This is a genomic window from Streptomyces flavofungini, from assembly GCF_030388665.1.
In the GTDB taxonomy this organism is placed as follows: domain Bacteria; phylum Actinomycetota; class Actinomycetes; order Streptomycetales; family Streptomycetaceae; genus Streptomyces; species Streptomyces flavofungini_A.
The window spans coordinates 2,685,521-2,709,761 of the sequence record NZ_CP128846.1; the positions used below are offsets into that span (position 1 = coordinate 2,685,521).

The window sequence follows — 24,241 nt, forward strand, 5'->3', positions numbered from 1 at the left end:
CCGCACCGGCCCGCTGCCCGCGGCCCGCCGTCCCGGTGAAGGGGGACGTTCCGCATGCCCGTCACAGTCGTACGTTTCAACCTCGTCGATCCCGCGGCCACCCCGGACACGCTCAGCGCCCGCTACCGCGCGGCCCTGGAGATGGCCGTGTACGCCGACGACCGCGGCGTGTCCACGATCCAGACCGAGGAGCACCACGGCGCCGCCAACAACTGGCTGCCCTCGCCGTTCGCCTTCGCGGGCGCGGTGTTCGGGGCGACGCAGAGAGGTGCGGCGGCGCGCAGCGCCTCGGTGAGGGGCGGTGGCCGGGAGCCGGGCGGGCGGATCACGGTGACCGTCTCGGCGGTCATCGGGCCGCTGCACGATCCGCTGCGCCTGGCCGAGGACATCGCCGTGCTCGACCTGCTGAGCGGCGGCCGCCTCGTCACGGTCACGGGGATCGGCTACCGGCCCGAGGAGTACGCGGCGTTCGGCGTCGAGTGGACCCGGCGCGGCAAGCTCCAGGACGAGCTCCTGGAAACCCTGCTCAAGGCCTGGACCGGCGAGGAGTTCAGCCATCGCGGCCGCACCGTGCGCGTCACCCCGCGCCCGCACACCCGGCCGCACCCGCTGCTCCTGGTCGGCGGCTCCTCGCGGGCGGCGGCCCGCCGCGCCGCCCGGTTCGGCCTGCCGTTCTTCCCGAGCGCGCACCTGCCGGAGCTGGAGGCGTACTACGACGAGAAGCGCGCCGAGTACGGCACCGAGGGCTGGACGATGATGCCCGCGGCGAAGACCCCGCTGCTGCACCTCAGCGAGGACCCCGACCGCACCTGGGCCGCGTACGGCGAGCACTTCCTGCACGAGGCCCGCACCTACGCCTCCTGGCAGTCCGGCGACATCCGCTCGGCGGTGCGCTCGGCGGCGACGACGGTCGACGAGCTGCGCGCCGAGGGCGTCTACCGGGTGCTCACGCCCGACGCGTGCGTGGCGCTCGCGGAGTCCGGGGCGAACCTCGTGCTGCATCCGCTCGTCGGCGGGATGCCGGTGGACGAGGGGTGGCGGAGCCTGCGCCTGTTCGGCGAAAACGTACTGCCCCGGCTCAAGCAGTGACCTCGCGGTCCTTGAGCCGGGGCAGCTTCCTCAAGAGGAGCGGGGCAGCGGGGTTTAGCCCATCTCCTCCAGGGTCTTGCCCTTCGTCTCCTTGACGAACTTGGCGACGAAGGGGATCGAGAGCGCGGCGAACGCGCCGTAGATGATGTACGAGCCGGTCAGGCTCCACTCCGACATGCTCGGGAAGGTCTTGGTGATCGCGAAGTTGGCGAGCCACTGCGCGGAGGCGGCCACACCGAGCGCGGCGGCGCGGATCCGGTTGGGGAAGATCTCGCCGAGCAGGACCCAGACCACCACGCCCCAGGACAGCGCGAAGAAGAGCACGAAGGCGTTGGCGGCGATGATCGCGGTCAGGCCCTGGCCCTGCGGCAGCGAGACGTCGTCGCCGGAGCCGGTCCGGTAGGAGAACGCCCAGGCCATGGTGAACAGGGCGAGGGCCATGCCGGCCGAGCCGATGAGGGCGAGGGGCTTGCGGCCGATCCGGTCGACGAAGATCATCGCGATGACCGTGCCGACGATGTTCACGATCGACGTCTCGAAGGAGTACAGGAACGAGCTGCTCGGGTCGTGGCCGATGGACTGCCAGAGCTGGTTCGAGTAGTAGAAGATCACGTTGATGCCGACGAGCTGCTGGAAGATCGACAGGAAGATGCCGATCCAGACGATCGGCAGGAAGCCGAACTTGCCGCCGAGCAGGTCCTTGAACGTCGACTTGTCCTCGCGGTGCATGGCCAGCTCGATCTCGGCGGCGCGCACGTCCACGTCGATGGCGGTGCCCTCGACCTCGGCGAGCACCTTCTTGGCGTCGGCGTCGCGGCCGACGGAGATCAAGAAGCGCGGGGACTCGGGGATCACGAAGGACAGCAGGCCGTAGAGGACGGCCGGGACGACCATGACGCCGAGCATCCACTGCCAGGCCTCGAGGCCGGCCAGCTTGCCGCGCTGGTCGCCGTCCGCCATGTTCAGGATGCCCCAGTTGACGAGCTGGGAGACGGCGATGCCGACCACGATGGCGGCCTGCTGGAACGAGGCGAGGCGGCCGCGGTAGGCGGGCGGCGCGACCTCGGCGATGTAGGCCGGGCCGATCACGGAGGCCATGCCGATGCCGATGCCGCCGACGAAGCGCCACATGGTGAGGTCCCACGCGGCGAACGGCAGCGCGGAGCCGACGGCGCTGGCCGCGAAGAGGACCGAGGCGATCTGCATGACCCGGATGCGGCCGATGCGGTCGGCGATCCGGCCCGCGATGGCGGCGCCGACGGCACAGCCGAGGAGGGCGGTGGCGATGATCCAGCCCAGCATGTCCGCGTTGACGTCGAACCGGTCCTGGATCGCGACGGTCGCGCCGTTGATCACCGAACTGTCGTAGCCGAACAGGAACCCACCCATCGCGGCGGCGGCCGTGATGAAGATGACATGGCCGAGATGGTCCGGGTGGGCCTCCCTGGCCCCGGACTGCGGCGGCTGCGCTGTGCTGGTCACGTGTACTCCTCGGGCCACCGGCTGCGTTGCCGGGGTGGGGGTGAGAGCTCTTCAAGTGGCGCACAACTTCATATCGCCCACCACCTGAAGGTAAAAGCAACGTTGCAGAGACTATGCCTTCAAGTTGCGAAGTCAATAGTTCGTTAACCACGAATCTGAGCCACACAAGGCAACACCCCGCGTTCAAGTTCCGAACGCGGGGTGGGCCACCTGGGTGAGCCGGGCGAGGGCTAGCGCAGCCGCTGGCTGATCACCTTGGAGACGCCGTCGCCCTGCATGGACACGCCGTACAGCGCGTCCGCCACCTCCATCGTCCGTTTCTGGTGCGTGATCACGATCAGCTGCGAGGCCTCCTGCAGCTCCTGCATGATCCGGATGAGCCGCTGCAGGTTGGTGTCGTCGAGCGCCGCCTCGACCTCGTCCATCACATAGAACGGGCTGGGCCGGGCCTTGAAGATCGACACGAGCAGCGCCACGGCCGTCAGGGACCGCTCGCCGCCGGAGAGCAGCGAGAGCCGCTTGACCTTCTTGCCGGGCGGCCGGGCCTCGACGTCGACGCCCGTGGTGAGCATGTTGTCGGGATCGGTCAGGATCAGCCGTCCCTCGCCGCCGGGGAAGAGCCTGCTGAAGACCCCCTCGAACTCCCGGGCGGTGTCCCGGTAGGCCTCGGTGAAGACCTGCTCGACGCGCTCGTCGACCTCCTTCACCACCTGGAGGAGGTCGGCACGGGTCTTCTTGAGGTCCTCCAGCTGCTCACTGAGGAACTTGTGACGTTCCTCCAGGGCCGCGAACTCCTCCAGGGCCAGCGGGTTGACCTTTCCGAGCTGCTGGTACGCCCGTTCGGCTGACCTGAGGCGCTTCTCCTGCTCGGCGCGGACGTAGGCCACCGGCTTGTTGCGCGGGTGCTCCGGGTCCTCGGGCAGCTCCTCGCCCTCGGCGGCGGGCGAGGGCGGCACGAGCTGGTCGGGCCCGTACTCGGAGACGAGCCCCGCGGGTTCCACACCGAGTTCCTCCAGCGCCTTGGTCTCCAGCTGCTCGATCCGCAGCCGCTTCTCCGCGCCGAGTACCTCGCCCCGGTGGACTGAATCCGTCAGCTTGTCCAGCTCGTCCTTCAGCTCGCGCCCCTGGTTCCGCTCGGCCACGAGATCCCGCTCCCGCACCTCCTTGGCACGCTCGGCCGCGGCCCGCTCCTGCTCCGCGCGTACGAGGGAGACCTCGACGTGGGCGAGCAGCTGACGGGCGCCGGAGGCGACGGCCTCGGCGACGGCGGCCTCGTGGCGCAGCCGCGCCCTGCGCCGCTCGGCCCGCGCGCGTGCCTCGCGTTCGGCGCGGGCGGCGCGGTCGAGGCCGTCGGCGCGCCCGGCGAGGCCCTTGACCCGCTCCTCGTGGGTGCGCACCTGGAGGCGGGCCTCCATCTCCGTCTGGCGTGCGTTGGCCCCGTCGGCGGCGAGCCGGTCGCGCACGGCGGTGTCGGGCTCCTCGTCGGCGGGCGCCTCCTCGGCGACGGCGAGCCGCTCGGCCAGCTCCAGGGCCTCCGCCTGGGCCCGCTCCAGGGCCTCCTGCGCCTTGGCGGCCGCGGCGGCCGAACGCTCCGCCTCACCGGCGGCGCCGCGCGCCTGTCCGGCGAGGGACCCGAGGCGCTGCGCGACGGCCGACTTCTCCCGGTCGGCGGCGCGCCGCCGCTCCCCCAGCTCCTCGACGAGCGCGGCGCACTCCGCGCGGCGCTCCCCCGCCCTGTGCTGCGCCTCGGCCAACTCCTCGCACCGCACGTCCAGTTCGGCGAGCTCGGCCGCGGCTTCGTCGACGGACGCCTGCACCTCGAGGAGGCTCGGCGCGCCCGCGGAGCCACCGTGCGCGAAGTGCGCCCCGAGCATGTCGCCCTCGGCCGTCACCGCCGTCAGCTCCGGGTGCGCGTACACCAGGTCCTCGGCGTCCTCCAGCGTCCCCACGACGACGACCCCGCGCAGCAGCCTGCGCACGGCGGGCATCAACTCGGCGGGTCCGCGCACGAGTTCGGCGGCGTACGGCGGCCCGTCGCCCCGCACGTCCGGCGCTGCGTCACCGGGGGCCCCGTCGGCCCGGCCGGCGTCCCCACCGCCCCCGGCACCCCGGCCCTCGTCGGGCGCCCCCGCCAGCAACAGCGCGGCCCGCCCCCCGTCCTGCTTGCGCAGCAGGCGGATCGCTTCTGCTGCCGATGCGGGCGTCGACACGGCGATGGCGTCCGCCGCCGCGCCGAAGGCCGCCGCGACCGGCACCTCGAAGCCCGGTGCCACGCTGAGGAGTTCGGCGGCGGGGCCGAGCATTCCAGCGAGCCGGTCCCTGGCGGCGAGCAGCGCGCCCGAGCCGTCCTTGCGGCGCAGGCCGAGGGCGAGGGCGTCGTGCCGGGCGGCGACGGCGGCCCGCTTCCGCTCCGCCGCGGTGACCGCCTCACGGGCCGCGATCGCCTCGGCCTCGGCGGCGGCGAGGGCGCGGCGGGCCTCTTCGTGCCGCTCCCCCAGCTCGGCGTCGCCCGCGTCCAGGCCGTCGACCTCCGCCTTCAGCTGTTCGTACTCCTCCTGCGCGGTGACGGCCCGCTCCTGTGCCTCGTCGCGGGCGAGGGCGAGCCGGTCGATCTCGGCCTGCGCGGACGCCGCCCGCGACCGGGCCGCGTTGACCTGGCCGCCGAGCCGCGCGAGCCCTTCGCGCCGGTCGGCGATGGCCCGCGCCACGTCCTTCAGGCGCCGCTCCTCCGCCGCCAGTTCGCGCTCCAGTTCGGCGCGGTGGGTGATGGTGTCGTCGAGGGCGTACTGCGCGGCTTCGAGGGCGGCTTCGAGTTCCGCCTCCTGTTCGCGGATGCGGGCGGCCTCGCGCTCCATGTCCTCGGGCTCGCGGCCGCGCCGCTCCTCCGCGGGCGCCGAGCGCGCGCTCTTGATGCGGGCGTCGGCGAGCGAGATCGTGCCGCGCACGCGCTCGGCGAGCTGCGACAGTTCGTACCAGGTCCGCTGGGCCCGCTGCAGCCGCGGGCTGAGCCGCCGCACCTCGTCCTCCAGGGCCGCCTCGCGCTGGAGCGCGTTCTTCAGCTCGGCCTCGGCGGCGTCCCTGCGAGCCTTGAGCGCGGCCTCGTCGGCGACCTCGGCGTTCAGGGCCCGCCGCATGCTCACGAGGTCGTCGGCGAGCAGCCTGAGGCGGGCGTCGCGCAGGTCGGCCTGGATGACGGCGGCGCGGCGCGCGACGGCGGCCTGCCGCCCCAGCGGCTTGAGCTGGCGCCGCAGCTCGTCGGTGAGGTCCTGCACGCGCGCGAGGTTGGCCTGCATCGCGTCCAGCTTCCGCAGCGCCTTCTCCTTGCGCTTGCGGTGCTTGAGGACGCCGGCGGCCTCCTCGATGAAGGCGCGGCGGCCCATGGGGTCGGCGTGCAGGACGGAGTCGAGCTGGCCCTGGCCGACGATGACGTGCATCTCGCGGCCGATGCCGGAGTCGGAGAGCAGTTCCTGGATGTCGAGCAGACGGCAGGTGTCGCCGTTGATCTGGTACTCGCTGCCACCGTTGCGGAACATGATCCGCGTGATGGTGACCTCGGCGTACTCGATGGGCAGGGCGCCGTCGGAGTTGTCGATGGTGAGGGACACCTCGGCGCGGCCGAGCGGCGGCCTGCCGGTCGTCCCGGCGAAGATGACGTCCTCCATCTTGCCGCCGCGCAGCGATTTGGCGCCCTGTTCGCCCATGACCCAGCTCAGCGCGTCCACGACGTTGGACTTGCCGGATCCGTTCGGTCCGACGACGCAGGTGATGCCCGGTTCGAATTTAAGCGTCGTCGCCGACGCGAAGGACTTGAAACCGCGCAGTGTCATGGCCTTGAGGTGCACGCCGCGTGACTCTACCTTTCTCGAAGAGTTCACCGAGGAACGTGCGAGCAGTTTCACGACGGAAGGTGCAGGGCACATCAGATGTAAGGCCCCGCGCGCATCAGGTGTAAGGCCAGCGGGGGCACGGCGACGAGCAGGGGGCGGCGGGAGCGGGCAAAGAGCCCGGCGCAGGGTGCCGCAAAGAAAGAAGGGACGCCGAAGCGTCCCTTGCAGATCTCTCGGATCTATCGTGGATCTCTTGGATCTATTCGATCAAGCAGATCTCTCTGGTTCAGCGGCTTATGACGGGCGGCCTGACCACGCGTGGCAGGAATGTCCGTTGCCGTGGGCTCGAAGTGGCGTGGGTCAGGTGAGCGCAGGCTCCGCCTGGGGTACGTCGATGCTCTCGAGGAGCGCGTCGTGAGAAGCGGCAGCCGCCAGCGTGTCGTTCTCCGCCTGGATCCTGACGAGCTCGGATTCCAGGTCCTGGACGCGCTGCTGGAGCCGTCGCATCTCGGCGAGGAGTCGCGGGTCGCTGCCGCCGACGTAACCGAGAAGCGCCTTTGCCATGATGGATGGTCCTCCACACTGAGTGACCGACCGAATCGGTGTGGGTCGTGAGGGAATCGCACCCGCGGTGCCTGGCACTCTTCTGTTCTTGCTGGGTGTTGCGTGGCCGTTCTCACATGCCAAACAGCTAAGGTGCGCGGGGCTTCCAGAGTCTCACCAAAAAGTTTGACGGTCAACACGATCACGCCCCACATTGACGGGCAACCCGGGGGCGCGCGGCCGTGGAACTACGGCGCTGCCTCTGCGGCGGGGCCCTGGGGGCGTCGAGATCATCCTTACCCGCGGAGCCTGCCACGGCAAGCCCTTCTTGGCAATCACCAGGTCTTTCCTGCCCCAGGCAGGTGCCACGGCCACACCCGCCGGCGCCCCCTCGACCCGGCCCGCGTCAGCGAATGGCGAACGACTCGTAGCCGCCCCGGGGCGTGTCCCAGATCTCAGTCACACCGTCGACGCGGCCGGGTGTGTCGCCCGTGCGCAGCCAGTCGAGGAGCTGTTGACAACGCTCGCGTGAACCCTCGGCGACCACTTGCACGCGGCCGTCGTCGAGATTGAGAGCAAAGCCACTCACGGCTCCGATCTCCAGCGCCTTGGCCCGCGTGAACCAGCGGAAACCCACTCCCTGCACACGGCCGCGCACCCAGGCGGTGAGCCGGACTTCTTCGTTCATAAGGTGCACGCTAACCGGCCAATTGCTCAGGGAGCACTTCGCCCCCTTGTGCCATCGCGTACAGTCGCGACTCGACGAGCCTCACCCGTATGGGTGAGTCACCTCGACGGTCAGAACGACGCCCCGGGCAAGCGCCGGGAGTCAGGACGAAAGGCCAGGAGATGGGACGCCACCGACGCTCCGCCGCCGGCCGCGCCGCCACCGGCCGCGCCGATCATTCCCCTCATTCCGATCACGTCGAACTTCCCGATCATTCCGGTCGCTCCGATTCTTTTGATCTTTCGGACCAGCCCGCCGGGCTCACGGGTTCCGCGGACGCTTCGGGTGCCGCCGGTTCCGGCTCTTATGAGAACCCTTCCGGCGCGTACGGCTTTTACCGGGGCCGCGCGGAATACCGAGGATTCGACGGATACGACAGGTACGACGGGTACGACGCGTCCTCGTCCGACGCCTATCTCTTCGGCACGCCGACCGCCGAGATGTCCGCGAGCGCCCTGCCCGGTGGGGAGGGCCGCAGGCGCGGCACGTCGCACCGGCGCAGGCGCCGCGCTTCCACGCCCGTGCGCACCGGACTGCTCGGCGTCTCCGCCGCCGTCGCGATGGGCGCCGTCGCGGTCGCCTCCGGTCTGCTGCCCGGCGGCGACACGTACTCGCTGGGCGGCGGCGACACCCCCGGCGCGGTCCGTACCGCCGGCTCCCCCTCCGGTCTCGACCCCCAGGGCGGTGCCGACGGCACCGCCGACGGCGGCCGGACCACCCCGGGCCCCGGCTCCGACGCCTCGGCCCCGAGCCCGTCGGAGTCGAGCGCGAAGCCGCCGGGGAAGCCGTCGGACAAGCCCTCGGCCACCCCGTCCGAGCCGCAGCAGGACAGCGGCGACAAGGGCAAGGGCGCCGACAAGGGCGACAAGGCCGAGAAGGGCGAGGGAGCCGGCGAGGACCGCAAGGACCCCGGCCGGGGTTCCGGCGCGGGCGAGCCGGACCGGACCCCGGCCCCGAGCCGCCCGGCGCCCGAGAAGCCGAAGGCCCCGCCCGCGCCCGCGAAGCCGTCGGCCGACGAGACCGCAGCCGAGGCGGAGGTGCTCGCCCTGGTCAACCAGGAGCGGGCCAACGTGGGCTGCCGACCGGTGACCGCCGACCCCGGGCTCGCCACACTGGCCGGGGACTTCAGCGCCGACATGGCCGAGCGGGACTTCTTCGCGCACACCGACCCCGACGGCGCGACCCCGTGGGACCGCGCCGAGAAGGCCGGCATCCAGGACCTGGGCGGCGAGAACATCGCCCGGGGCCAGGCCAATGCCCAGTCCGTCATGGACGCCTGGATGACCAGCCCCGGCCACCGCGCCAACATCCTCAACTGCGACTACAAGACCCTGGGCGTCGGCGCGCACTTCGCGCCGGGCGGCCCGTGGTGGACGCAGGACTTCGGCTTCTGAGCCACGGCCGCGTCGGCCCCGGCCCCTGGGCGCACCCGCCCGTCCGAGGCAGCTCTGGCGTCAGGCGGCGAGGGCGGCGCGGCCCGCGACGACGATCCGCGCGGCCTCGGTGACGCGGCGGCCGAGGTGCTCGGCCGTGGCGATGTCCGCCTTGTGCACGGCCTCCGGGCCCTCGTCGGAGTTGGTCTGGGCGGCGGCGCCGGCGAAGAAGCCGAGCCGGTTGAGGTCGTTCTCGGAGCCCTCGGTGGAGTTCCAGCCGGGGAAGAGGCCGAGGCTCACCCAGTTCATGCCCTGCTGGGCGGCGAGCGTCTGGAAGTACTGCAGGGTGTGCAGCTTGTCGCCGCTCTTGGACGCGGAGTTGGTGAAGCCCGCGGCGAGCTTGTCCTGCCAGGCCCGGGTGAACCAGCGCTTCGACGAGGCCTCCGCGAAGACGTGGAAGGCGCCCGAGGCGGTGCCCATGTAGGTGGGTGAGCCGAAGACGATGGCGTCCGCCGCGTCCAGGAGCTCCCACTGGGCCTCGGTGATCTCGTCGACCTTGATGAGGTGCGTGGTGGCACCGGCTTCCTCGGCACCGGCGCGGACGGCCTCCGCGACGACGGCGGTGTGGCCGTAGCCGGAGTGGTAGGCGATGGCGACAACGGGGCTGGACATGGCGGGGGTACTCCTCGATGGGGACGGGGGTGGGGAGTGTCGGTGGCACCTGGTCCGGCCGACAAACGAAAGGAAAGCACTAACTTCTAGTTAGCGCAAGCCATGGGTTAGCGCTGCGGGAGAGTACGCTGGGCGTATGGACTCCCTCGCACGCCCCGACAGCGCCACCGACACGGACGCGGATCTGCCGTACAACGTGTTCGCGCGCGCCTGCCCGTCGCGGACCACGCTGGAGCACGTCACGGGTCGCTGGGGCGCCCTCACGCTGGGCGCGCTGCACGACGGGACGTTCCGGTTCAACGAGCTGCGCCGCCGGGTCGACGGCGTGAGCGAGAAGATGCTGTCGCAGACGCTGCACGCGCTGGAGCGCGACGGCCTGGTGCACCGCGACGCGCAGCCGACGAACCCGCCGCGCGTCGACTACCGCCTCACCCCGCTGGGCGAGCAGATCACCGAGCGCCTGCTCGCCCTGATCCGCTTCGTGGAGGGCAACCAGGACGAGGTGTCGGCGGCCCAGCGGCGCTACGACAGCCAGGCAGCGCGCTGAGGAGAGGCCGCACCGGCCCCGGCCGGGCGCAGAGCCGTTACGCCGGCCTCGGCGGGCGCTGGCAGCGCGGGCAGAAGTAGCTGGACCTGTTCATCCAGGGCCGCCGCCGCATCGGCGTACCGCAGCGCCGGCAGGGCTCGTCCTCGCGGCCGTACGCGTCCAGGGAGCGGTCGAAGTAGCCCGACTCGCCGTTCACGTTGACGTAGAGGCTGTCGAAGCTGGTGCCGCCGACGGCGAGGGCCTCGTTCATCACGTCCCGTACGTGGCCGAGGAGTTCGGCGGTGCGGGGGCGGGCGAAGGTGGCCGTCGGGCGTTCGTAGTGCAGGCGGGTGCGCCACAGCGCCTCGTCGGCGTAGATGTTGCCGACGCCGCTGATCAGGGACTGGTTGAGCAGTGCGCGCTTGATGGTGCTGCGGCTGCGGCGCAGGGCCTGGTGGAAGGCCTCGTCGTCGAAGAGCGGGTCGAGCGGGTCGCGGGCGATGTGCGCGATGACGTCCGGCAGGCCGTCCGGGGTGTTCTCGTGCAGCGAGAGCCCGCCGAAGGTCCGCTGGTCGACGAAGCGCAGCTCGGTGCCTGCCGCGTCCGGGGCAGCGCCGCCGAGCTCGTCCGTGAAGCGCACCCGGATCCGCAAGTGCTTCTCGTCCGGCGACTGTTGGGTCTTGACCAGGAGCTGGCCGCTCATGCCCAGGTGGGCGAGGACCGAGGTGCCGCTGTCCGCGAGCGGCAGCCACAGGTACTTGCCGCGCCGCAGGGGGGCGCCGAAGCGGTGCCCCTTGAGCCCGAGCACGAAGTCCTCGGCGCCCGCGAAGTGCCGCCGGACGGCGCGCGGGTGCAGGACCTCCACGTCGGCGACGGTCCGGCCGCCGACCCAGCGCTCGAGGCCTCGCCGGACGACCTCGACCTCGGGCAGTTCAGGCACGGGGGTCCTCCGGACGGGTGCGGGACGGGGGCGCCGGCAGTTTATCGTTCGGCGTGCGCTGGGGCCGGCCCCTGTCGGCGCTCCGCGCCTCGCCCTCAGGCGCCGGACGGGCCGACATCAGCCCCGGCCCCGAACGGCTTCCGGCCCCGGACGGCCTCTCCGGCCCAGAGACGGCGCGCAGCCGGCATCGTCCCAGGTCCAAAGACGGCGGAACGCCCGCTCGCAGGCCGGAGAGTGGCCTGGGAGCGGGCGTTCCGTGCGCCTCTGGGCATCAAGCGGATGCGGCTTCGCCGAAGGGCGAATCCGGGGGCGTCATATCGGCTTCCGCCGCTGCCGCCGCCTTGGCCCGCTCGTCCGCTGCCGCGCGAATGGCGCGCCAGGCGGACTCCGCGGCCTGCTGCTCCGCTTCCTTCTTGCTGCGGCCGGTGCCGGTGCCGTACGAGACGCCTCCGACGCGGGCGGCAGCAGTAAAGGTCTTCTCGTGGTCCGGGCCGCTCTCCGAGACGAGGTACTCGGGCACGCCGAGGTTCTCCGTCGCGGTGAGCTCCTGGAGGCTGGTCTTCCAGTCCAGGCCCGCGCCGAGGTTCGAGGACTTCTCGATCAGCGGGTCGAAGAGCCGGTGCACCAGCTCGCTCGCCGCTTCCAGACCCCGGTCCAGATAGACCGCGCCGATCACCGCTTCCAGGGTGTCGGCGAGGATGGACGCCTTGTCCCGGCCGCCCGTGCCCTCTTCGCCCCGGCCGAGCCGGATGAAGGAGCCGAGGTCGAGCCCGCGGCCCACCTCCGCCAGCGCACGCGAGTTGACCACCGCGGCCCGCAACTTGGCCAGCTGGCCTTCGGGCAGGTCGGGGTGGGTGCGGTACAGCGTGTCCGTGACCACCAGGCCGAGCACGGAGTCCCCGAGGAACTCCAGGCGCTCGTTGGTGGGCAGGCCGCCGTTCTCGTACGCGTACGAACGGTGGGTGAGCGCACGTACCAGAAGGGCGGACTCGAGCTGATAGCCGAGCCGCCCTTCCAGAAGCGTGTGGGACGAGGCTGCGTTGTTGCTGTCTGCCTGCATCTGGGCGTCATCCGCCTTCTTTGGGCTAGACACAGCGCCTCTCACCAGCCGCTCAGACCTCGAGGACCTGACGCTTGTTGTAGGTGCCACAAGCGGGGCACGCGATGTGCTGCAGCTTGGGCTCCTGGCAACGCTCACACGAAACCAGGGTGGGGACCGCAGCCTTCCACTGCGACCGGCGGTGGCGCGTGTTGCTGCGCGACATCTTCCGCTTCGGAACAGCCACGGCTACTTCTCCTGCTTCTCGTCGACGTGCGCCGTTCGAGGCGCGTCGCCGCTCATCTCGTCCTTCTCGCCGTCCTGGATGGTGCCAGCGAGTCCTTGCAAAGCCGCCCAACGGATGTCGACGGCGTCATGGTGGTGGCCCGGGTCGTCCGCGAGCCGCACTCCGCACTCGGAGCACAGACCCTCGCAGTCGTCCTGACACACCGGCTGCATCGGCAGTGCGAGCACCACCGCGTCCCGCAGCACGGGCTCGAGGTCGAACATGCCGTCCTCGAGGAAAAGCCTGTCCTCGTCGTCCTCGGCGTCGTCGGCCGGTTCCGCGGTGCGGCCCCGGTCGTCGGCGTCAGGGTACGAGAACATCTCCTGGAAGTCCGCTTCGAGCGCGAGCTCGACCGGCTCCAGACACCTTACGCACTCCCCCTTCGCCGATGCACGGGCGGTGCCTGTGACAAGCACCCCTTCCATGACCGACTCCAGGCGGATGTCCAGCTCGACCGGGGCGCCGTCCGGCACTCCGATGACCCCTTCGACACCGAACGGAGCCGGCGAACCGGGGGCGTCGATGGTGCGGGCCACCCGCTGCATGGCGCCCGGACGCCGACCCAGCTCGTGTGTGTCGAACACAAGCGGGTTGCGGTGGTCGAGGCGCGTGCTCAGGGCTTTTCCTGCTTTCGAATCCTGGGAGTGTGGCAAGGAGGCCACCGCGCCGAGGCCGCGAGAACGCGGTGTGAGCGGGCAGCTCGGATCGCGGACATACGCGCGACCGAAGAGCCAGGATACTGGACCTTTCGCTCTCGGCCCAATCGGCCGCCGCCCGGGCCCTCCGCCCGCGCCCGGCCCCGGCTAGCGCCCCTGCTCGTACTGGCGCAGCTGCTCCGCGCTGATCATGGTGGTGTCGAAGAGGCTGGTCTCGTCGAGCACGGCGGGCGCGGGGCTCTGCTGGCCGTAGCCCTGCTGCTGCGGCTGCTGGGGCGGCTGCTGGTTCGGGTCGTAGCCCTGCTGCTGGTACGCGTAGGGGTCCTGCTGGTACGCGTACGGATCCTGCTGGCCGTACCCCTGCTGATACGCGTAGGGATCCTGTCCCCCGTACGGGGCCTGGCCGCCGTACTGGTCGCCGCCCTGGGCGTAGTCGGCCTGCGCGTACTGGTCCTGGGGCGGCTGTCCGTACTGGTCCTGCTGGTATGCGTACGGGTCCGGCTCGTGCTGGGGCGGTGCGGGGGCGTAGGGCTGCTGTGCCGGGATCGGCGGGGCCGGCTGCGGGGTGGTCCGGCGTGCGGGGCGGTCGGGGGTCTCGGCCAGGTCCGCCAGGTAGTCGGCGTCGGAGCTGTGCTTCTTGGCCGTGGCCTCGCCCAGCTCGCTGAGCTCGTCGGCGGGGGCGCGGCCGTGCAGGGTCTGGCGGCCGCGGCCGACGGCCTCCAGGGTCTTGGCGAGGACCGCCTCGAAGGCGCCGAGCTTCGCGTCCACGTACACGTCGGCGTTGCGGCGCAGGGTGTCCGGGTCGTGGCTGCGCTCGGGGGCGTCCTCGTCCTCGTAGCCGTGCTCGTCGACGCCGGGGCCGGTGCCGAGGAGCTTCTCGCGGCCGCGGCCGACGGAGCCGAGGGTCTTGGTGAGGACGACCTCGAAGTTGGCGAGCTTGCTGTCCACGTAGTCGTCCGCCTCCTGGCGGACCTCCGCGGCCTCCTGCCTGGCCTCGGCGAGGATGCGGTCGGCCTCCGCCCGGGAGCGGCGTGCGACCTCCGTGTCGGAGATCAGCGAGCCGCGCTCGGCGTGCGCGCCCTCGATGATCCGCTCGGCCTCCTGACGGGCCTGCTCGACCAGCTGCTCCCGGCCGCCGATCAGCTCCTGGGCCTGGGCGAGGGAGCCGGGCAGGGCCTGGCGCACCTCTTCGAGGAGCGCCAGGAGCTCCGCGCGGTTGACCACGCACGAGGCGGACATCGGCATGGACTTGGCGCTGCCGACCGTCTCGACGATCTGGTCGATCTTCTTCTGCACGTCCACCGCGGGCTCGCCACTCTCTACAGCTGGTTGGGAGACGGACGGGACGACTGTAGCCCCTGATCAGCCCTTGGCGAGGCGGTTGTTGAGGGCTTCGAGCACGACCGGGGGAACCAGGTGCGCGATGTCGCCACCCCAGGACGCGACCTCCTTGACCAGCGAGGAGGACAGGAAGCTGTAGGTGGGGTTGGTGGGCACGAACAGGGTCTCGACGCCCGTGAGCCCGTTGTTCATCTGGGCCATCTGGAGTTCGTAGTCGAAGTCGCTGACCGCGCGCAGACCCTTGACGATGGCCGGAATGTCGCGTTCCTTGCAGAAGTCGACCAACAGGCCGTGGAACGACTCGACCTCCACGTTGCCGAACTCGGCGGTGACCTGGCGGATCAGCTCGATCCGCTCGTCGATCTCGAACAGGCCCTTCTTGGATTTGTTGATCATCACCGCGACGTGCACGACGTCGTACAGCTTGGAGGCGCGGGCGATGATGTCGAGGTGTCCATTGGTGATGGGGTCGAACGACCCCGGACAGACGGCGCGGCGCAACAAAAGTCCCTCGCTCTCCGGTCGGGTCATGGCGCGATTTCTGGATCTTGGTGCGAAGAGGCGGCGCGACCGTACCAAAACGTTCCCTCGCCGTAGCGACGGGACCTCAGTGCCTCAAAGCCGTCCGGCCAGCCGAATTCTCCGCCTCTCGTACTGCGTTCAACGGTGACGAGCGCGTCGTCCGCGAGCCAGCCTCCCGAGCGGAGTGTGAGCAGGATCTCCCGAAGATCGTCGTCCCCGACGGCGTAGGGGGGGTCGAGAAACACCAGGTCGTAGGGGGTGGCAGGGGTTGACTCGCGGATGATCTGGGCCGCTTTGCCCGCCCTGGCCTCGGCGCCCGGCAGGCCGAGCGCCTTGATGTTCTCGCGGATGGTGCGGGCGGCGCGGGCGTCGGCCTCGACGAGCAGGGCGTGTGCGGCGCCGCGGGAGAGGGCCTCCAGGCCGACGGCGCCTGAGCCCGCGTACAGGTCGAGGACGCGGGCGCCGTCGAGGGTGCCCTGGAAGGCCTGCCAGGTGGAGAACAGGCCCTCGCGGGCGCGGTCCGATGTGGGCCGGGTGCCGTTCCCCGGCGGAACGGCGAGGCGGCGTCCGCCGGCCACGCCGGCGATCACGCGGGTCATGGGGTCTCTGCGTCCTTCGGCTGGGGGTGGGCTCGGGGCCGGCCCGGCGGGCGGGCCCCGGCTCTCACGATATGCCGTGCGGGCGCGTCAGCCCTTGTCCAGGTACTGCTCGCGCTCCGCGTCCAGGAGCGCGTCCAGGGCGGTGCGCAGCTCGGGCAGGTGCTCCAGGTCGGGGTCGCGGGAGACCACGGCGGTCGCCTCCTCGCGGGCCGCGGCGATGATCTCCTCGTCGTCGATGACGGCGAGCATGCGCAGCGAGGAGCGGACGCCGGACTGGGCCTGGCCGAGCACATCGCCCTCGCGGCGCTGCTCCAGGTCGATGCGGGAGAGCTCGAAGCCGTCGAGGGTGGCCGCGACCGCGTTCAGCCGGGCGCGGGCGGGGCTCGCCTCCGGCATGTCGGTGACCAGGAGGCACAGGCCGGGCGCGGAGCCGCGGCCGACGCGGCCGCGGAGCTGGTGCAGCTGTGAGACGCCGAAGCGGTCGGCGTCCATGATCACCATGGCGGTGGCGTTCGGGACGTTCACCCCGACCTCGATGACCGTCGTGGCGACCAGGACGTGGGTCTCGCCCGCGGCGAAGCGGCGCATCACGGCGTCCTTGTCGTCGGGCTGCATGCGGCCGTGCAGGACCTCGACCTTCAGTCCGCGCAGAGGGCCGTGGGCCAGCTCTTCGGCGACGTCGAGGACGGCGAGCGGGGGGCGCTTCTCGGCGTCGTCGGCCGCGGACTCCTCGGACTCCTTCTTGCCCTTCGTACCCTTCTTCGCCTTGGCGCCCTTCTTGGGCTCGGCCGCGTCCTCGTCGTCCAGGTCGCCGATGCGGGGGCAGACCACGTACGCCTGGTGGCCGTTCTCCACCTCCTCGCGCACGCGCTCCCACGCGCGGGCGAGGAAGTGCGGCTTGTCCTGGGACGGGACGACGTGGGTGGAGATCGGCGAGCGGCCCGCGGGCAGCTGGTCGAGGACGGAGGTCTCCAGGTCGCCGAAGACCGTCATCGCGACCGTGCGCGGAATGGGGGTCGCCGTCATGACGAGCAGGTGGGGCGGCTGCTTGCCCTTGCCGCGCAGGGCGTCGCGCTGCTCGACGCCGAAGCGGTGCTGCTCGTCGACCACGACCAGTCCGAGGTCGTGGAACTGCACCTTGTCCTCGATCAGCGCGTGCGTCCCGATGACGATGCCCGCCTCGCCCGTGGCCAGGTCCAGCAGGGCCTGCCTGCGGGCGGCCGTGCCCATGGAACCGGTGAGCAGCGTGACCTTGGTGGCGTGCTCGGCGCCCCCGAGCATGCCGCCTTCCGCCAGCTCGCCCATCATCTCGGTGATCGAGCGGTGGTGCTGCTGGGCCAGGACCTCGGTGGGCGCGAGCATCGCGGCCTGGCCGCCCGCGTCGACGACGGCGAGCATGGCGCGCAGGGCCACCATCGTCTTGCCCGAGCCGACCTCTCCCTGGAGCAGGCGGTGCATGGGGTGCTCGGTGGCCAGGTCGTCGAAGATCTCCTTGGAGACCCGGCGCTGGCCGTCCGTGAGCTCGAAGGGGAGCTTCGCGTCGAAGGCGTCGAGGAGGCCGTCCGGGCGCGGCCTGCGGGCCACCGCCGGGAGTTGGGCGTCCGCGAACCTGCGGCGGGCGAGGGCGACCTGGAGCACGAACGCCTCGTCCCACTTCAGCCGGTCCTTGGCGGTGGCGATGTCCGCCTTCGCGTGCGGCCGGTGGATCTTCAGGAGGGCTTCGGGGAGCGGGATCAGGCCCCTGCCCTCACGCAGGGCGGGCGGCAGGGGGTCCAGGGCCTCCTGGGCGCTGGGCAGGACCGCGTCCACGGACTTGGCGATCTTCCAGGACTCCAGCTTGGCGGTGGCCGGGTAGATCGGGATGAGGGCTCCGGCCCAGGAGTCGACGGCCTCGGCGGCCGAGTCGCCGTCGGCGCGCAGCAGTTCGTACGCCGGGTGGGCCAGCTGCATCTTGCGGTTGAAGACGGAGACCTTGCCCGCGAACATCGCGCGCGTGCCCGGAAGCAGGTCCTTGTGCGGCTTGTGGATGCCGCGGCCGAAGAAGACCAGCTGGAGCTGGCCGCTGCCGTCCGTGATGGTCACCTCCAGGCGCTGGCCGCTGCCGCCGTTGAACCGCAGCACGCGGGCCGTCGCCACTTGGGCGACCACGGTGACGTGCTCGTCCAGGGGGAGGTCGGAGAGCCGGGTCAGCTCGCCCCGCTCCGCGTACCTCCGTGGGTAGTGGTGCAGGAGGTCGCCGACCGTGTGCAGGCCGAGGTGCTCGGCCATCACCTTCGCGGTGGCCTGGCCGAGCGCGTTCTTCAACGGTTCTTGGAGCGCGTGCACGAGATCCATTGCACACCACGGCACTGACAATTGGGGGCAGGGGGCGGGGGCACGGGGCGGTGGCAGGGGGGCAGGGGTCTCGCCGAGGGCTCCGCGAGCCCACCCCTTCCCGGAACCGGGGCGCTGCCCACGACCCCCGGGGTGGGTGTCCCGTGCGGGTGGGACGCGCTTCGCAGGATCGGCGCTTCGCGCCTCGTCCTCAATCGCCGAACGGGCTGAGACGGGGCGGCACCGTCGCATTTTCGGGCGGGTGGACGGGGAAAAGCCCGTCCGGAGTCTGAGGGCGAGCGCGCAGCCCGATCAGCGCGGACCCGGGCGGTGGGTCACTCCACGCCGATGAGCAGGAGGGGCGACTGGGGCCCGCCCCGGTACAGCACCGTGTCCACGGCCAAGTGGCTGTCGCGTACGTGCTTCTCCAGGAACTCGGCGACCCCGTCGGGCACCTCGTCCCCGAGGACGAGCGTGACCATCTCGCCGCCCGCCGCCAGCATCCGGTCGAGCACGGCGGCGGCGGTGCGCGCGACCTCCGGGCCGATCACCGCCACGTCGCCGTCGATGAGGCCGAGCACGTCCCCGGCCTGGCAGATGCCCGCCGTCGTCCAGGACTGCCGTTCGGCGACGGCCAGTTCGGCGTACCGGGCCGCCCCGGCCGCCGAGGTCATCGCGACGACGTCCTCGTCGAAGCGGCGGTCCGGCTCGTGCACGGCGAGCGCCGCGATGCCCTGGACGGCCGAGCGGGTGGGGATCAGGGCGACGCGTACGCCTTCGGAGCGGGCCTGTTCGGCGGCCGCCGCCGCGGTGTGGCGCAGCCCGGCGTCGTTGGGCAGCAGCACCACCTCGCGCGCGTGGGCGCGCCGGATGGCCTCCACGAGTTCCCCGCTGGCGGGCGGCTCCCCCACGCGCGCGGGCACCGTGGTCGCCCCGGCCTCGGCGTACAGCGCGGCGAGGCCGTCACCCGGTACGACGGCCACGATGCCGCGCTGGACGCGCTCCCTGGGCGGCTGCGTCCGTGCGGTGTGGGCGTCGCCGACGCCGAAGTGCGTGATCCGGATGCGGTACGGGCGCCCCGCCTCGACGCCCGCCTCGACGGCCGCGCCCGCGTCGTCCACATGGACGTGGACGTTCCACAGGCCGTCGCCGCCGACCACCACGAGGGAGTCCCCGAGCCGGTCGAGCCGGGCCCGCAGCCGGGCCACAGCGGCGTCGTCGGCCTCCAGGAGGTAGATCACCTCGAAGGCGGGGCCTTGGCCTTCGGCGGCGGGGGCGGTGCCCTCGGCGGTGGGGGCCGCGCAAGCGGTGGTGGGAGACCCGCACTCGGCGGCGCCTCCACGCGAGTCCGGATCACCCCCGCGCGAGCCCGCATCGCCCTCGGGCGAGTCCACATCACCCCCGCGCACGTCCTCGGCACCCTCAGCGGCACCGCCGGCCCCAGACGACTCCACAGCCCCAGCCGCAACCCCAGACGACTCCACAGCCGCAGCCGCAACCGCGCCCCCAGCCACCCAGGGCCGCACCGTCTCCCCCGACAGCGCGCCCACCAAGGCCCCCAGGACCGCTACCAGGCCGCGTCCGCCGGCGTCCACGACGCCCGCGCGGCCGAGTACCGCCAGCTGTCCAGGAGTCGCGTCCAGCGCCGCGCAGGCGCCGTCGTAGGCCGCGCGGGCCACGATCGCGCAGTCGGCCGCCGACCGCGCGGCCTGGGCCGCGGCCTCCGCGGCGGCCCCCGCGACCGTCAGGACCGTGCCCTCCACCGGATGCGCCACCGCCTGGTACGCGGCCTGGGCCGCGCGCTCCAGTGCGAGGGCGAGGCGCGTCGCGTCGGCGTGATGCGCGTCACGTCGGTGCGCGTCACCGCCCCTCCTGTCCCCGTCCCTGGAGCCACGGCTGTCACGTGAGTCACCACCACCGCGTACGCCCGCGCCCGGCTCCTCCGACAGGATCTGCGCCATCCCGCGCAGCAGCTGGGCCAGGATCGTCCCGGAGTTGCCGCGGGCCCCGATCAGCGCCCCGTGGGCCATCGCGCGGACCACTTCGGTGAGCTCGGGCCTCGCCGGTTCGAGTCCCGCGAAGACCGCGTCGACGGCCTGGGAGGCCGATTCCATGGTCAAGTAGAGATTGGTCCCGGTGTCCGCGTCCGCGACCGGATAGACGTTGATCGCGTCGATCTCCTCGCGGGCCTGTCCCAGCGCGTCCAGAGCGAGCACGCTCCACGCGCGGACTGCGACAGCGTCGAGGTTCTGCGGCAACGGTCGCCTCCTAGGAGCGTCGCGGGACGCCTCCGTCGTGCCTCACGGGGTGGTGGGACGCAGCGTAGACCCGGGCCGGAGGAGGTCCGGGGGGTGGGGCCGGGGACGAGACATGGTAGTTTCGTTGTACCGAAGCAGTCGTTGTATGCTGCTCCGGTTGCCCGATACGCATCGGGCCATTCCTCCTGGCAACGCCACTCCGATCATTGCACTGATCCCGGCATGCCGGGTTTAACCGTAAGTGCATCTGAAGTCTTTGGAGTGACCCGTGGCTGCCAACTGCGACGTCTGCGGCAAGGGGCCGGGCTTCGGCAACAACATCTCGCACTCGCACCGCCGTACGCCCCGTCGCTGGAACCCGAACATCCAGCGCGTGCGTGCCGTGGTCGGCGGGACGCCGAAGCGCCTCAACGCCTGCACCTCGTGCATCAAGGCCGGCAAGGTCTCGCGCTGACCCTTTCTGCGCGGCCACCTAGCCGGTTGCTGAAAAGCCGGTCCCCCTCAGGGAGGACCGGCTTTTTCGTATGCCCGCACGCTCCCTGACACCCGCGCGCTCCCTGACACCCGCGCGCTCCCGGACGCCCGCACGCTCCCGGACGCCCGCGCACTTTCCCGCGCCCGCGCGGCCTCCTGCCAGAATCCGGCGGATGCGCTTCCAGAATCCGGCGGATGCGCTTCGGCATCCTCGGGCCCCTCGCCATCCGCACCCCCGACGGCCCCCACCCGCACCGCGCGACCCGCCCGCCCCCTAGCCCACCTCGGCGTCCTCATCTCCGGCGCCGGTGTCGCCGGCCCCGCGCTCGCCCTGTGGCTGTCCCGGTACGGCGCCCGGGTCCGACGCGATCGCGCAGATCCACGTCGACCGTCTCTCCAAGGGGCGCGTCGTGCTCGTCGGGGACGCCGGGTACGGCGCCGCGATGGGCGGCATCGGCACGGGCACGGCTCTCGTGTGCGCCTACGTCCTGGCCGGTGAGCTGGCCCTCGCGCACGGAAACCACAGGACGGCCTTCGCGGCGTACGAGGCGGAGGTCCGCGACTGCGCCAAGGGCTGCCAGAAGACCTCCGGCAACGCGGGCCCCTTCCTGGCGCCCGCCACGGAGAAGAAGATCCGCAGCCGCGACCGGGCCTACCGGATGCTGAGCTCCCGTTTCCTCGCGGGCTTCTTCAAGCGCCTTACGGAGAGGGCGGCCAACGGAATCGACCTCAAGGAGTGCCCCGCTTACGAAGACGCGGTCTACGGAGACGCCGCCTACGAGCCGTCCGAGCCGTCGGTGGCGCTCCCGAACCGCCAACCGTGATCCACAGGGCCGATCCCGCCCCCGAGGGCGAACCCGGCTGCGATGGCCCCGGTGACGTACTCCTTGGCGGCGGCCACGGCACGGGGCACGCTCTCCCCCTTCGCGAGCCCCGCCGCGATCGCGCTGGCGAGGGTGCAGCCGGTGCCGTGCGTATGGCGGTTGTCGTGGCGCGGGGAGCGCAGCCAGTGCTCTTCGGAGCCGTCCGTCAGGAGGTCGACGGCGTCCCCGGCGAGGTGGCCGCCCTTGATGACGACCCACGTGGGCCCGTACCCGAGGACGGCCGCGGCGGCGCGGCGCATGTCGTCCTCGGAGCGGACGTGCACGCCGGTCAGTTGGGCGACCTCGTCGAGGTTGGGGGTGGCGACGGTGGCGACGGGCAGGAGCCTCGTGCGGACGGAGCCGAGCGCGGAGGCGGCGAGCAGCGCGTCCCCGTGCTTGGACACGCCGACCGGGTCGACGACGGCGGGGGCGTCCGTGGCGGCGATCAACTCCGCGACCGCCTCGACCAGTTCGGCGGAGGCCAGCATCCCCGTCTTGACGGCCTGGACGCCGATGTCGTCGACGACGCTGCGGTACTGCGCCCGTACCGCCGCCACGGGCAGCTCCCAAGCGCCCTGCACGCCGAGGGAGTTCTGCGCCGTGACGGCCGTGACGACGCTCATGCCGTGCGTGCCGAGCGCGAGCATCGTCTTCAGGTCGGCCTGGATCCCGGCCCCGCCCCCGGAGTCGGAGCCCGCGACGGTGAGCACCCGGGGCGGCGCCGTACGGGCGGCACCGGCCGCCGGGGGCGTACCGCCCGTGCCCGCCGCGCTCACGCGTCGTCGCCGTTCTCCCCGAAGTGGTCCCAGCCCTTGCTGGCCCAGGGCGCGCCGTCGACCGTGACCTGCGGCTGCGCGGAGGGGTTGAGGACCTCGCCGATGACCTTCCAGCGGGCGGGCAGCTTCACGTCGGACGGGAACGTCGCCACGATCGCGTGGTCCTCGCCGCCGTTGAGCACCCACTGCAGCGGGTCGACGCCGACGGCCTGCCCGATGTCGTTCATCTGCGAGGGCACGTCGACGTCGCCGGAGCGGATGTCGATGCGCACCTTGCTGGCCTCGGCGATGTGGCCGAGGTCGGCGATCAGGCCGTCGCTGACGTCCGTCATGGCGGTCGCGCCGAGCCCGGCGGCCGCGGGGCCCGCGTGGTAGGGCGGCTCGGGCCTGCGATGGGCCTCCACGAAGGCGCGCGGCGAGCGGAAGCCACGGGAGAGCACCGCGTGCCCGGCGGCGGACCAGCCGAGCCAGCCGGTGACGGCGACGACGTCGCCGGGCTGGGCGCCCGCGCGCGTGACGGGCTCGTGGTTGCGCAGGTCGCCGAGCGCGGTGATCGAGACGGTGATCGTGTCGCCGCGTACGACATCGCCGCCGACCACGGCCGCGCCCGCGACCTGGCACTCGTCGCGCAGGCCGTCCATGAGCTCGATGGGCCAGCTCGCGGGCAGTTCGGCGGGCACCACGAGGCCGAGCAGGATCGCGGTGGGCACGGCGCCCATGGCGGCGATGTCGGCGAGGTTCTGGGCGGCGGCCTTGCGGCCGACGTCGTAGGCCGTGGACCAGTCGCGGCGGAAGTGCCGGCCCTCCAGGAGGAGGTCGGTGCTGGCCACGACCCTGCGGTCGGGGGCGGCCACGACCGCGGCGTCGTCGCCGGGACCGAGGCGTACGGCCGGGGTGGAGGTGAGCCGCGAGGTGAGCTCCTTGATGAGCCCGAACTCGCCCAACTCGCCGACGGTGCCCTTCATGCGCGTGCTGCTCCTTCTGCCACGGTCGCCGCGGTCCGCTTGCGGTCGCGAGCCGTCCCTGTCGTCGGTACGGTCGACGGAGCCGTCAACCTGTGTTGTCCGTCCGCCGCGATGTGCGCGCCACAGCTCCCCCGGGTCTCCCCGTGGCGAGCGGCGACGCGGTACCGTGGCGTCCCTTCTCCCCACATGATCCTCGTGGCCGCCCTGGAGGTTCCGTGGTACAGGCGTACATCCTGATCCAGACCGAGGTCGGCAAGGCGTCGACCGTCGCCGAGCTGATCGGCAAGATCCCGGGAGTGATCCAGGCCGAGGACGTGACCGGTCCCTACGATGTCATCGTGCGCGCGCAGGCGGACACGGTCGACGAACTCGGCCGCATGGTGGTCGCCAAGGTCCAGCAAGTGGATGGCATCACCAGAACCCTGACCTGCCCGGTCGTGCACTTGTAGCCCCCGTCTACCCTGGCCCGGTGAACTTCCCCCGTCTCCGGCGCCGCAGTCTCATAGGCGCGGCCGCTTGCGCAACGCTGATCGCGTCAACGGCCTGCTCATCAACGGACGACCCAGCGTCGGTGGTGGTTCCGTCCCCGGCCGCGAAGGCGGCGGGGCTCTGCCGGGATCTGCACGCGCAGCTCCCGAAGAAAGTCGACGGTCACGAGCGCACCGACCCCGGACCGAAGTCGGAGTTGACCGCCGGGTGGGGAGACCCGGCGATCATACTGCGCTGCGGTGTGGAGCGGCCCCCCGAGATGTCCGATCCCGAGGTCGCCAAGTCGGACGGCGTGAAGGTCAACGGCGTGGCCTGGCTGCTGCAGAAGCGCGACGACGGCAGTTACGTCTTCACCACCGCGCTGCGCCTCGCCTACGTGGAGGTGACGCTGCCGAAGGAGCGGACGGGGGACGGTCTGGGGCCGCTCACGGACTTCGCCGCGCCGATCAAGAAGACCGTCCCCAAGGGCGTGGCGTAGCGG

At 72.0% G+C, this 24,241-nt stretch carries 22 protein-coding genes and 1 pseudogene; 7 read left to right on the forward strand and 16 right to left on the reverse strand.

Translation table 11 applies throughout. The features are described 5' to 3' along the window. Window positions 1–54 precede the first annotated feature (54 nt). Window positions 55–1,089, forward strand: coding sequence for an LLM class flavin-dependent oxidoreductase (locus QUY26_RS10435; protein ID WP_289945293.1), 1,035 nt, complete (start codon window positions 55–57; stop codon window positions 1,087–1,089). A 54-nt stretch (window positions 1,090–1,143) separates the two neighbouring features. Here the strand turns inward: QUY26_RS10435 and QUY26_RS10440 are convergent, their stop codons facing one another. The 4 genes from QUY26_RS10440 to QUY26_RS10455 all read right to left on the reverse strand — a co-directional run bounded on the left by QUY26_RS10440 (window position 1,144) and on the right by QUY26_RS10455 (window position 7,629). After that, the gene (locus tag QUY26_RS10440; RefSeq protein WP_289945295.1) at window positions 1,144–2,571 is read right to left on the reverse strand and encodes a sugar porter family MFS transporter; all 1,428 of its coding nucleotides are present in this window, start codon (window positions 2,569–2,571) and stop codon (window positions 1,144–1,146) included. Window positions 2,572–2,801: 230 nt separating this feature from the next. Continuing rightward, a complete protein-coding gene (smc, locus tag QUY26_RS10445) occupies window positions 2,802–6,413 on the reverse strand; it encodes a chromosome segregation protein SMC (protein ID WP_289945296.1) in 3,612 nt (1,203 codons plus the stop codon). Window positions 6,414–6,758: 345 nt separating this feature from the next. Next, window positions 6,759–6,962: a hypothetical protein gene (locus QUY26_RS10450; protein WP_030361962.1), complete on the reverse strand. Its 204-nt coding sequence runs from the start codon at window positions 6,960–6,962 to the stop codon at window positions 6,759–6,761. Between the two features lie 385 nt (window positions 6,963–7,347). Continuing rightward, on the reverse strand, window positions 7,348–7,629 hold the full coding sequence (locus QUY26_RS10455; protein WP_289945302.1) for an acylphosphatase: 282 nt from the start codon (window positions 7,627–7,629) through the stop codon (window positions 7,348–7,350). 161 nt (window positions 7,630–7,790) lie between these two features. Between QUY26_RS10455 and QUY26_RS10460 the strand changes: the two genes are divergently transcribed. Next, the gene (locus tag QUY26_RS10460; protein WP_289945305.1) at window positions 7,791–9,062 is read left to right on the forward strand and encodes a CAP domain-containing protein; all 1,272 of its coding nucleotides are present in this window, start codon (window positions 7,791–7,793) and stop codon (window positions 9,060–9,062) included. 60 nt (window positions 9,063–9,122) lie between these two features. On the opposite strand, the gene QUY26_RS10465 is transcribed toward QUY26_RS10460, so the two are convergent. Beyond that, complete coding sequence (locus QUY26_RS10465; protein ID WP_289945307.1) at window positions 9,123–9,713, reverse strand: flavodoxin family protein; 591 nt, start codon at window positions 9,711–9,713, stop codon at window positions 9,123–9,125. Between the two features lie 136 nt (window positions 9,714–9,849). Here QUY26_RS10465 and QUY26_RS10470 point away from each other — a divergent pair, with 136 nt between their 5' ends. Further along, complete coding sequence (locus QUY26_RS10470) at window positions 9,850–10,260, forward strand: winged helix-turn-helix transcriptional regulator (protein ID WP_289945309.1); 411 nt, start codon at window positions 9,850–9,852, stop codon at window positions 10,258–10,260. 37 nt (window positions 10,261–10,297) lie between these two features. Here QUY26_RS10470 and mutM read toward each other — a convergent pair whose 3' ends face one another. From mutM to QUY26_RS10515, 9 genes are all read right to left on the reverse strand, one after another. After that, complete coding sequence (gene mutM / locus QUY26_RS10475) at window positions 10,298–11,179, reverse strand: bifunctional DNA-formamidopyrimidine glycosylase/DNA-(apurinic or apyrimidinic site) lyase (protein ID WP_289945311.1); 882 nt, start codon at window positions 11,177–11,179, stop codon at window positions 10,298–10,300. 271 nt (window positions 11,180–11,450) lie between these two features. Beyond that, a complete protein-coding gene (rnc, locus tag QUY26_RS10480; protein WP_289945314.1) occupies window positions 11,451–12,284 on the reverse strand; it encodes a ribonuclease III in 834 nt (277 codons plus the stop codon). Window positions 12,285–12,291: 7 nt separating this feature from the next. Then, the gene (gene rpmF, locus QUY26_RS10485) at window positions 12,292–12,465 is read right to left on the reverse strand and encodes a 50S ribosomal protein L32 (protein ID WP_030361955.1); all 174 of its coding nucleotides are present in this window, start codon (window positions 12,463–12,465) and stop codon (window positions 12,292–12,294) included. A gap of 2 nt (window positions 12,466–12,467) precedes the next feature. Beyond that, on the reverse strand, window positions 12,468–13,157 hold the full coding sequence (locus QUY26_RS10490) for a YceD family protein (RefSeq protein ID WP_289945319.1): 690 nt from the start codon (window positions 13,155–13,157) through the stop codon (window positions 12,468–12,470). Window positions 13,158–13,307: 150 nt separating this feature from the next. After that, window positions 13,308–14,462 (reverse strand): ATP synthase F0 subunit B, encoded by a 1,155-nt coding sequence (locus tag QUY26_RS10495; RefSeq protein ID WP_289945321.1) that lies wholly within the window; start codon window positions 14,460–14,462, stop codon window positions 13,308–13,310. A gap of 60 nt (window positions 14,463–14,522) precedes the next feature. Continuing rightward, a complete protein-coding gene (coaD, locus tag QUY26_RS10500) occupies window positions 14,523–15,002 on the reverse strand; it encodes a pantetheine-phosphate adenylyltransferase (RefSeq protein WP_289955638.1) in 480 nt (159 codons plus the stop codon). Window positions 15,003–15,028: 26 nt separating this feature from the next. Then, window positions 15,029–15,622 (reverse strand): 16S rRNA (guanine(966)-N(2))-methyltransferase RsmD, encoded by a 594-nt coding sequence (rsmD, locus tag QUY26_RS10505; RefSeq protein ID WP_289945324.1) that lies wholly within the window; start codon window positions 15,620–15,622, stop codon window positions 15,029–15,031. An 87-nt stretch (window positions 15,623–15,709) separates the two neighbouring features. Then, window positions 15,710–17,956, reverse strand: a complete 2,247-nt coding sequence (gene recG, locus QUY26_RS10510; protein ID WP_289945325.1) for an ATP-dependent DNA helicase RecG — start codon at window positions 17,954–17,956, stop codon at window positions 15,710–15,712. A 314-nt stretch (window positions 17,957–18,270) separates the two neighbouring features. Continuing rightward, window positions 18,271–20,193: a DAK2 domain-containing protein gene (locus QUY26_RS10515; RefSeq protein ID WP_289945328.1), complete on the reverse strand. Its 1,923-nt coding sequence runs from the start codon at window positions 20,191–20,193 to the stop codon at window positions 18,271–18,273. A gap of 268 nt (window positions 20,194–20,461) precedes the next feature. Between QUY26_RS10515 and rpmB the strand changes: the two genes are divergently transcribed. Further along, complete coding sequence (gene rpmB, locus QUY26_RS10520) at window positions 20,462–20,647, forward strand: 50S ribosomal protein L28 (RefSeq protein WP_030195073.1); 186 nt, start codon at window positions 20,462–20,464, stop codon at window positions 20,645–20,647. A gap of 382 nt (window positions 20,648–21,029) precedes the next feature. Then, a pseudogene (locus QUY26_RS10525) lies at window positions 21,030–21,491 on the forward strand (FAD-dependent oxidoreductase); the annotation flags it as partial. Here QUY26_RS10525 and thiD read toward each other — a convergent pair. Further along, the gene (gene thiD / locus QUY26_RS10530; protein WP_436840301.1) at window positions 21,443–22,306 is read right to left on the reverse strand and encodes a bifunctional hydroxymethylpyrimidine kinase/phosphomethylpyrimidine kinase; all 864 of its coding nucleotides are present in this window, start codon (window positions 22,304–22,306) and stop codon (window positions 21,443–21,445) included. The pseudogene QUY26_RS10525 and the gene thiD overlap by 49 nt on opposite strands. Continuing rightward, window positions 22,303–23,271 carry a thiamine-phosphate kinase gene (locus tag QUY26_RS10535; RefSeq protein ID WP_289945334.1) on the reverse strand — a complete coding sequence of 323 codons (969 nt, stop codon included), beginning with the start codon at window positions 23,269–23,271 and terminating at the stop codon, window positions 22,303–22,305. The genes thiD and QUY26_RS10535 overlap by 4 nt, the downstream gene beginning before the upstream one ends. A 215-nt stretch (window positions 23,272–23,486) precedes the next feature. On the opposite strand from QUY26_RS10535, the gene QUY26_RS10540 reads away from it, so the two are divergent. Beyond that, window positions 23,487–23,720: an Lrp/AsnC family transcriptional regulator gene (locus QUY26_RS10540; protein ID WP_016642988.1), complete on the forward strand. Its 234-nt coding sequence runs from the start codon at window positions 23,487–23,489 to the stop codon at window positions 23,718–23,720. A gap of 20 nt (window positions 23,721–23,740) precedes the next feature. Beyond that, complete coding sequence (locus QUY26_RS10545) at window positions 23,741–24,238, forward strand: DUF3515 domain-containing protein (RefSeq protein ID WP_436840302.1); 498 nt, start codon at window positions 23,741–23,743, stop codon at window positions 24,236–24,238. The last annotated feature ends 3 nt before the right edge of the window (window positions 24,239–24,241 follow it).

Bases quoted from the DNA above. Each gene is read 5' to 3' on its own strand.
- QUY26_RS10435 (WP_289945293.1), top strand. From the start codon at position 55: ATGCCCGTCACAGTCGTACGTTTCAACCTCGTCGATCCCGCGGCCACC.
- QUY26_RS10450 (WP_030361962.1), bottom strand. From the start codon at position 6,962: ATGGCAAAGGCGCTTCTCGGTTACGTCGGCGGCAGCGACCCGCGACTC.
- QUY26_RS10455 (WP_289945302.1), bottom strand. From the start codon at position 7,629: ATGAACGAAGAAGTCCGGCTCACCGCCTGGGTGCGCGGCCGTGTGCAG.
- QUY26_RS10460 (WP_289945305.1), top strand. From the start codon at position 7,791: ATGGGACGCCACCGACGCTCCGCCGCCGGCCGCGCCGCCACCGGCCGC.
- QUY26_RS10465 (WP_289945307.1), bottom strand. From the start codon at position 9,713: ATGTCCAGCCCCGTTGTCGCCATCGCCTACCACTCCGGCTACGGCCAC.
- QUY26_RS10470 (WP_289945309.1), top strand. From the start codon at position 9,850: ATGGACTCCCTCGCACGCCCCGACAGCGCCACCGACACGGACGCGGAT.
- rsmD (WP_289945324.1), bottom strand. From the start codon at position 15,622: ATGACCCGCGTGATCGCCGGCGTGGCCGGCGGACGCCGCCTCGCCGTT.
- recG (WP_289945325.1), bottom strand. From the start codon at position 17,956: ATGGATCTCGTGCACGCGCTCCAAGAACCGTTGAAGAACGCGCTCGGC.
- QUY26_RS10535 (WP_289945334.1), bottom strand. From the start codon at position 23,271: ATGAAGGGCACCGTCGGCGAGTTGGGCGAGTTCGGGCTCATCAAGGAG.